Source organism: Eubacterium sp. CAG:161 (assembly GCF_000432355.1).
GTDB classification, from domain to species: Bacteria; Bacillota; Clostridia; order Lachnospirales; family Lachnospiraceae; genus Eubacterium_G; species Eubacterium_G segne.
Map to the genome: position 1 here is coordinate 323,476 of NZ_HF991874.1, position 8,421 is coordinate 331,896.

Consider the following 8,421-nt stretch of genomic DNA (forward strand, 5'->3'; position numbering starts at 1 on the left):
AGTCCTAAGATGTTAGCTCACTTATTAAAGTATGATTCATCACAGGGTAAATACGAAAAGGCTGATACAGTTTCAGCTACAGAAGACTCTATCATCGTTGATGGTAAGGAAATCAAGATTTACGCTGAAGCAGATGCTTCAAAATGTCCTTGGGGCGAGCTTAATGTAGACGTAGTTTTAGAGTGTACAGGTTTCTATACATCTAAGGCGAAAGCTCAGGCTCATATCGATGCAGGTGCTCGTAAGGTTGTTATTTCAGCTCCAGCTGGAAATGATCTTCCTACAATCGTTTACAATACAAACCATACAACACTTAAGCCTGAAGATACAATTATCTCAGCAGCTTCATGTACAACAAACTGTTTAGCACCTATGGCTGATGCACTTAACAAGTACGCTCCAATCCAGAGTGGTATCATGTTAACAATTCATGCATACACAGGTGATCAGATGACTCTTGACGGACCACAGAGAAAAGGTGATTTAAGAAGATCAAGAGCAGCAGCAGTTAACATCGTTCCTAACTCAACAGGTGCTGCAAAGGCTATCGGATTAGTTATTCCTGAATTAAACGGAAAATTAATCGGTTCTGCACAGAGAGTTCCAGTTCCTACAGGATCAACAACAGTTCTTACAGCTGTAGTTAAGGGAAAAGACATTACTGTTGAAGGAATCAACGAAGCAATGAAGGCAGCTTCAAATGAATCTTACGGATACAATGAAGACGAAATCGTATCAAGCGATATCGTAGGAATGAGATATGGTTCATTATTCGATGCAACACAGACAATGGTATCAAAGGTTGACGATGATACTTATGAAGTACAGGTTGTTTCATGGTATGACAATGAAAACTCATACACAAGCCAGATGGTTAGAACAATTAAATACTTCTCAGAACTTGCTTAATTAATAAGTATTATAAAAGTTCTCTAATATTTAAATTAGATCCAAATGGGTCCGGCTTTAGGGCCGGACCTTTTGTTATATGAAAGGAGCACAAATATGCTTAATAAGAAATCAGTTGATGATATTAATGTTAAAGGATTAAGAGTTTTAGTTCGTTGTGACTTTAATGTACCTTTAAAGGAAGGTGTTATTACAGACGAAAACCGTCTTGTTGCAGCACTTCCTACAATCAAGAAATTAATTAATGATGGTGGAAAGGTTATACTTTGCTCACATCTTGGAAAACCAAAGGGAGAGCCAAAGCCTGAATTATCTCTTGCACCTGTAGCAGTAAGACTTTCAGAATTATTAGGACAGGAAGTTAAGTTTGCAGCAGACGACAATGTAGTAGGTGAAAATGCTAAGGCAGCTGTAGCAGCTATGAAGGATGGAGACGTAGTTCTTCTTCAGAATACACGTTACAGAGCAGAAGAAACAAAGAACGGAGATGAATTCTCAAAGGAATTAGCTTCACTTTGTGATGTATTTGTAAATGATGCTTTTGGTACAGCTCATAGAGCACACTGCTCAAACGTTGGTGTTACAAAATATGTTGATACAGCAGTAGTTGGATATTTAATGCAGAAGGAAATCGATTTCCTTGGAAATGCAGTAAACAATCCTGTAAGACCTTTCGTAGCTATTCTTGGTGGCGCTAAGGTTGCTGATAAGTTAAATGTTATTAACAACTTACTTGAAAAATGCGATACACTTATTATTGGTGGTGGTATGGCATACACATTTGTTAAGGCACAGGGAGGAAACGTTGGTATTTCATTAGTTGATGATACTAAGTTAGATTACTGCCTTGACATGATTAAGAAGGCAGAAGAATTAGGAAAGAAATTATTACTTCCTATTGATACAGTTGCAGCTGACGGATTCCCTGATCCTATTGACGCAGAAATTGAAACAATGATAGTTCCAACTAATGCAATTCCTGATGACAAGGAAGGACTTGATATTGGACCTAAGACACGTGAACTTTTTGCAGATGCTGTAAAGAATGCTAAGACAGTAGTTTGGAACGGACCTATGGGCGTTTCAGAAAACCCATGTCTTGCAGCAGGTACTGTAGCAGTAGCTCAGGCATTAGCTGACACAGATGCAACAACAATCATCGGTGGTGGTGATTCAGCAGCAGCAGTAAACAACCTTGGATTCGGCGATAAGATGACTCACATTTCAACAGGTGGTGGAGCTTCACTTGAATTCCTTGAAGGAAAAGATTTACCAGGTGTTGTAGCAGCAAACGACAAATAACGCTAAGGCAAATGAGTCCATTTACACAAAAATAAATCAAGAACAATGAATGCTTGCATTCATTTGTTCATAGATTTATTTTTGTGAAGCTGGCGAATGCCAGCGTGCTTATTGACGTGGAACGTCAATAAGAAATGGAAAAAGTGTTAACATATAAAGGAGACATAAACATGAGAAAGAAGATTATTGCAGGCAACTGGAAAATGAACAAAACTCCTAGCGAGGCAGTTGCATTAATAAATGATTTAAAGCCATTAGTAGCAAATGACGAAGTAGACGTAGTATTTTGCGTACCTGCTATTGATTTAGTTCCTGCCATTGAAGCAGCAAAGGATACTAACATCAGCATTGGTGCAGAAAATATGTACTTTGAAGAAAGTGGAGCATATACAGGAGAAATCGCTCCTAACATGCTTACAGATATTGGAGTAAAATACGTTATTATCGGACATTCAGAAAGAAGAGAATACTTTGCTGAAACAGATGAAACAGTTAATAAGAAAGTTCTTAAGGCATTTGAACATGGTATTACACCAATCATTTGTTGTGGAGAATCTCTTACACAGAGAGAACAGGGAATTACAATTGACTGGATTCGTCAGCAGATTAAGATTGCTTTCTTAAATGTAACAGCAGATCAGGCTAAGACAGCAGTTATCGCTTATGAGCCAATCTGGGCTATTGGAACAGGTAAGACAGCAACATCTGACCAGGCTGAAGAAGTATGTGCAGCAATCAGAGAATGCATTAAGGAAGTTTATGATGAAGCTACAGCTGAAGCAATCAGAATTCAGTATGGCGGATCAATGAATGCCGGAAATGCAGCTGAGTTATTAGCTAAACCTGACATTGACGGTGGTTTAGTAGGCGGTGCAAGCCTTAAGCCGGATTTTGGAAAGATTGTAAACTATAACAAATAATAAATTGTCTAAACATACAGGACGCCGGATGTAACCGGCGTTCTGTTATGGGTTTATAGAGAATAAAGGAGAAATAGAATGAGCAAGAAACCTACGGTATTGATGATATTAGACGGTTACGGTTTAAATGATAAAGTAGAAGGAAATGCTGTTTTACAGGCAAATACACCTAATATGGATAAGCTTATGGCTGAGTATCCATACGTTAAAGGTTATGCCAGTGGTTTAGCAGTAGGTCTTCCTGATGGACAGATGGGTAACTCAGAGGTTGGACATCTTAACATGGGTGCAGGACGTATTGTTTACCAGGAACTTACAAGAATCACAAAAGAAATTGAAGACGGAACATTCTTTGAAAATGAAGAGCTTGTAAAGGCAATGGAAAATGCCAAGAATAACAACAGTGCACTTCATATTTTCGGATTATTGTCAGACGGTGGTGTGCATAGTCATAACACACATATTTATGGCACAATTGAAATGGCAAAGAAATTCGGATTAGACAAGGTATATGTTCATGCATTCTTAGACGGAAGAGATACACCTCCATCATCAGCTGCTGAATATATGGAACAGTTAGTTGAAAAGATGAAGGAAATCGGTGTTGGTGAAGTAGCTACCGTTTCAGGACGTTATTATGCAATGGACAGAGATAACAACTGGGATAGAGAAGAAAAGGCATATGTGGCAATGACAAAGGGTGAAGGGGTACAGGAAACTGACCCGGTTGCAGCTATAAAGGATTCTTATGCAAAGGATGTAACAGATGAATTTATGCTTCCAACAGTTATTACTAAAGACGGACAGCCTGTAGCAACTATTAAAGACGGTGACTCGGTGGTATTTTGCAACTTTAGACCTGATAGAGCACGTCAGATTACAAGAGCTTTCTGCGCAGATGACTTTACAGGATTTAACAGAGAAAAGAAGCTTGATTTAGTATTTGTATGCTTTACAGAATACGATGTTACTATTCCAAATAAGTTAATTGCATTTAAGAAGGTAGAAGTAACAAACACATTTGGTGAATTCCTCGCAGCTAATGGATTAAAACAGGCAAGAATAGCTGAAACAGAAAAATATGCCCATGTAACATTCTTCTTTAACGGTGGTGTGGAAGAACCAAACGAAGGAGAGGACAGAATATTAGTTGAATCTCCTAAGTATGTTCCAACATACGACAAGAAGCCTAGAATGAGTGCATATACAGTTTGTGATGAAGTATGTAAGGCGATTACAGGTGGAAAATACGATGTGATTATAACAAACTTTGCTAACCCTGACATGGTAGGTCATACAGGAGTTATGGAAGCTGCGGTTAAGGCAATAGAAGTTATTGATGAGTGTGTTGGTGAAGTGGTTGAATTTATCAAAGAAGTTGACGGACAGTTATTTATCTGCGCAGACCATGGTAATGCAGAGCAGTTAATTGACTACGAAACAGGAGAACCATATACAGCACATACAACTAATCCTGTACCATTTATTTTGGTTAATGCAGATCCTAAATACACATTAAGAGAAAATGGTGTGTTAGCTGATATTGTTCCTACATTAATTGAACTTATGGGAATGGAACAGCCAAAGGAAATGACAGGAAAATCACTTTTAATTGAAAAATAATTAAATTATATATGATTTGAGGCGTGACAGTTTATAAAATTGCCACGCCTTTAATATTAAAAGGAATGCAATGAAAAAAAGAAAAAAAGCAAAAATGAATTATACCCGGTATCGTTCCAGGTATATAAGAAGGAAAAAATTAAACACAAAAAGAGTTGCTATATGCATATTAAGTATATGTCTTGTAATAACAGCAGCTGTAACAGCCGGTATTGCAGGGAAAAAGAAAAATAATAATGTAAAAGAGGCAATGGCTACTCCTGCATACACAAAAAATGAAACTACAGATAATAAGGAAAAAGAAACCACAAAAAAAGTAAAAGCAGAAAAGACAGATGTTACCCTTATTGCAGTTGGAGACGATTTGGTAAGTGATTCGGTTTTATATACAGCTAAAAGAAGCGATGGAACCTATGATTTTTCAAGTGTGTATGAAAAAATGAAGCCGGATTTTAAAAAAGCAGACATAGCTATTATAAATCAGGAAACAATACTTGGTGGAGACAAGTTTGAATATAAAGGTTATCCATGCTTTAACACCCCTGACAGCATGGGAAAAGCCATTATGGATGCAGGGTTTAACATTGTGCAGCAGGCATCAAATCATTCCTATGATACGGGAGTAGAAGGAATAGAACATTGTATTAAATATTGGAAAAAACATAAAAAGAAAGTTCTTATGGTGGGACTTAATGAAAATGAAGAAGAATACAATACCATTCCCATATTTAAGTGTAAGGGTATAAAGTTTGCCATTCTTAATTATACATATGGCTTAAATGGCTTTAAATTGCCTGAGGATAAAGGATATCTTGTAAATCTTTTAGATGATGCCCACTGGGATAAGGTAAAGTCAGATATAGAAAAAGCTGAACAGATAGCAGACTTTACCATTGTACTTCCCCATTGGGGGCAGGAATATGTTCAGCCGGACCCAATACCGGAGCAGGAAAAGTGGGCGAAGATGATGGTTGAAGCAGGAGCAGATTTAATAATAGGAACCCATCCTCATGTAGTTGAAAAAATTCAATGGATTAAATCTGATAACGGAAATTCGGCATTATGCTATTATTCCCTTGGAAATTACACCTCCGGACAGGAAAACTGGAAAACGCTGTTAGGAGGAATGGCAAAGCTAACCATTAGAAAAGATGAGAAAGGTATACGAATATTAAAAAAGAAGGCAGGAGTCGTTCCTACAGTTAATCACTATGTGTGGGGAAAGTCTCAGGGAGTGATAAGACAGCAATATACATATAGACTGTCTGAATATTCACAGGACATGTTGCAGGGACACAGTATACAGTGGTCAAATCCTGTGACATACACGGATTTAACAAAGCTTTCCCAGGAAGTTTTTGGAGACTGGGTGATAGAATAAAAAATAATAATAAATTGGATAAAAACCTCTCATATGTACAAAATAATTACTGGTAATTATTTAACGCAATGGGAGGTTTTTATGTATAAATATTTGAAAATAGTAAATGTAAAGGGCAGGGAAGTTATGGATTCAAGGGGAAATCCTACAGTGGAAGCGGAAGTTACCGTAAAGGCTTTGGGAATGCCAGGAGAAATATATACAGGATGTGCCATTGTTCCATCAGGAGCATCTACAGGTATATTTGAGGCGGTGGAATTAAGAGATGGAGAAAAAAGGTATGGTGGAAAAGGTGTATTAAAAGCAGTAAAAAACATTAATGAGGAAATATATCCTGCTTTAGAAGGAGAAAATGCCTTAAATCAAAATAAAATAGACCATATTATAATGAATCTGGACAAATCTGAAAATAAGGGAGAATTAGGGGCTAATGCAATACTTGCAGTATCAATGGCAAATGCGAAGGCCTGTGCTTTAGCTTTAAATATTCCTGAATATAAATATGTGGGAGGAATAAGTGCCAAAACTCTGCCGGTTCCAATGATGAACATATTAAATGGTGGTGCCCACGCATCAAATAATATTGATGTACAGGAATTTATGATTTTGCCTGTTGGAGCTGACAGTTTCAGGGAAGGGCTTAGATGGTGTGCAGAAGTTTATGACAGTCTGAAAAAAATACTGAAATCCAAGGGATTATCAGTGGCAGTAGGAGATGAAGGAGGATTTGCCCCTGATTTGTCAGGGGAAGAAGAAGCCCTTGATATTATTGTAAAAGCTATAGAAAATGCAGGATACAAGGCTAATGAGGATTTTAAAATATCCCTTGATGTGGCAGCTTCCGAGTGGAAAACAAATCAGGTGGGAGAGTATCTTATGCCAAAGAAAAACAAGCAGATGAATACAGATGAATTAATAGAAATGTGGGAAGAAATTTCAGATAAGTATCCTATTTTTTCCATTGAAGATCCCTTAGATGAGGAAGACTGGAAAGGCTGGGAGAAAATCACGGAAAAATTAGGAGATAAAATCCGTTTAGTTGGAGATGATTTGTTTGTTACTAATGTTAAAAGACTTAAAAGGGGATTAAAAAATAAATGTGCCAATGCAATATTAATTAAACTAAATCAGATAGGAACAGTAACGGAAACCTTAAATGCAGTAAAGATGGCTCAAAATATGGGATATATTGCCATTATGTCCCATCGTTCCGGGGAAAGTGAAGATACAACAATAGCTGATTTGGCAGTAGGATTAAATACAGGGTATATAAAAACCGGAGCACCTTGCAGGGGAGAGAGGACGGCTAAATATAACAGGTTATTAAGAATTGAAGAGCAGATGGGTATTTAGAAAAATATATCAATTGTCCGCTGAGAAGGCAACTCCTGGAAACAGGAGTTGTTTTACAGATTTTGTCCTTGGGCATTTTCAGGAGCTAATTTCTCATTTGCGATATATTCGTAAATGTTGTCCAATTCATGGATTGATCCTTCCACAATTTATACTTGATTTTAGTACCTTAATATGTTAAGATAATCAATGTTTGATACGAATTAGAGGGGGAAACGTGTGGCGTTTTCCATAAAGAAATATAGAGGAGGTGTGGACATTGACATTATTAAGAGTATTAACAGTAGTGTTTATGATAATTTGTTTAATTATAACAGTAGTTATCTTACTTCAGGAAGGAAAGCAGGCAGGTCTTACAGGAGCTATTAGTGGCGCTGCTGAATCATATTGGGGAAAGAACAAAGGACGTTCAATGGAAGGTAAGCTTGAAAAAGCTACTAAGGTTTGCGTAGTTTTATTCTTTGTAATTTCTATAATTCTTAATATGGGATTTATCAATTATTAAGATTAATTAAAAATGACTGACTGATGAAGGTGTAGATTTCTACACCTTTTTTCTATATATTGAGAAAGGATATTGAATGGCAGAATATAAAGACATAATAGAAGAAAAGAAAAAGGTGCTTATGAGTCTTATGAATGATAAGCATTATGTACCAATGAAGTTTAAAGAGTTAGCAGTAATATTAAATGTAAAAAAAGAAGACAGAAAGCTGTTGGATTTTGTATTGTCTGAGCTGGTTAACGAAGGAAAAATAACCATATCCAAAAGGGGAAAATACAGCCTGCCAAAAGAAACCTATGTAAAAGGAATTTTTATAAGTAATGAAAAAGGTTTTGGTTTTGTGGAGGTAGAAGGTGAAGAGGAAGATTATTTCATACCGGAAAAAAATATTGGAGGAGCCTTTCATCATGACACTGTTTTAGTGGCGG

General features: G+C 36.9%; 7 protein-coding genes and 1 pseudogene. All 8 read left to right on the top strand.

Annotated elements, in window-relative coordinates; translation table 11 throughout:
* Positions 1 to 909 (top strand): type I glyceraldehyde-3-phosphate dehydrogenase (locus Q5O30_RS11545; RefSeq protein ID WP_302674716.1); only part of this gene is annotated, 909 nt, incomplete at its 5' end.
* 96 nt (positions 910 to 1,005) lie between these two features.
* Positions 1,006 to 2,211, top strand: a complete 1,206-nt coding sequence (gene pgk, locus Q5O30_RS11550; RefSeq protein WP_021953900.1) for a phosphoglycerate kinase — start codon at positions 1,006 to 1,008, stop codon at positions 2,209 to 2,211.
* Between the two features lie 170 nt (positions 2,212 to 2,381).
* The gene (gene tpiA / locus Q5O30_RS11555) at positions 2,382 to 3,131 is read left to right on the top strand and encodes a triose-phosphate isomerase (RefSeq protein WP_021953901.1); all 750 of its coding nucleotides are present in this window, start codon (positions 2,382 to 2,384) and stop codon (positions 3,129 to 3,131) included.
* Positions 3,132 to 3,209: 78 nt separating this feature from the next.
* On the top strand, positions 3,210 to 4,754 hold the full coding sequence (gene gpmI / locus Q5O30_RS11560; protein ID WP_021953902.1) for a 2,3-bisphosphoglycerate-independent phosphoglycerate mutase: 1,545 nt from the start codon (positions 3,210 to 3,212) through the stop codon (positions 4,752 to 4,754).
* A 70-nt stretch (positions 4,755 to 4,824) separates the two neighbouring features.
* Positions 4,825 to 6,135 carry a CapA family protein gene (locus Q5O30_RS11565; RefSeq protein WP_021953903.1) on the top strand — a complete coding sequence of 437 codons (1,311 nt, stop codon included), beginning with the start codon at positions 4,825 to 4,827 and terminating at the stop codon, positions 6,133 to 6,135.
* Positions 6,136 to 6,216: 81 nt separating this feature from the next.
* Complete coding sequence (eno, locus tag Q5O30_RS11570) at positions 6,217 to 7,488, top strand: phosphopyruvate hydratase (RefSeq protein WP_021953904.1); 1,272 nt, start codon at positions 6,217 to 6,219, stop codon at positions 7,486 to 7,488.
* A gap of 250 nt (positions 7,489 to 7,738) precedes the next feature.
* Entirely contained in the window at positions 7,739 to 7,993 is a 255-nt protein-coding gene (gene secG, locus Q5O30_RS11575) for a preprotein translocase subunit SecG (protein ID WP_366459764.1), read from the top strand.
* A gap of 76 nt (positions 7,994 to 8,069) precedes the next feature.
* Positions 8,070 to 8,421, top strand: a pseudogene (locus Q5O30_RS11580) (ribonuclease R); the annotation flags it as partial.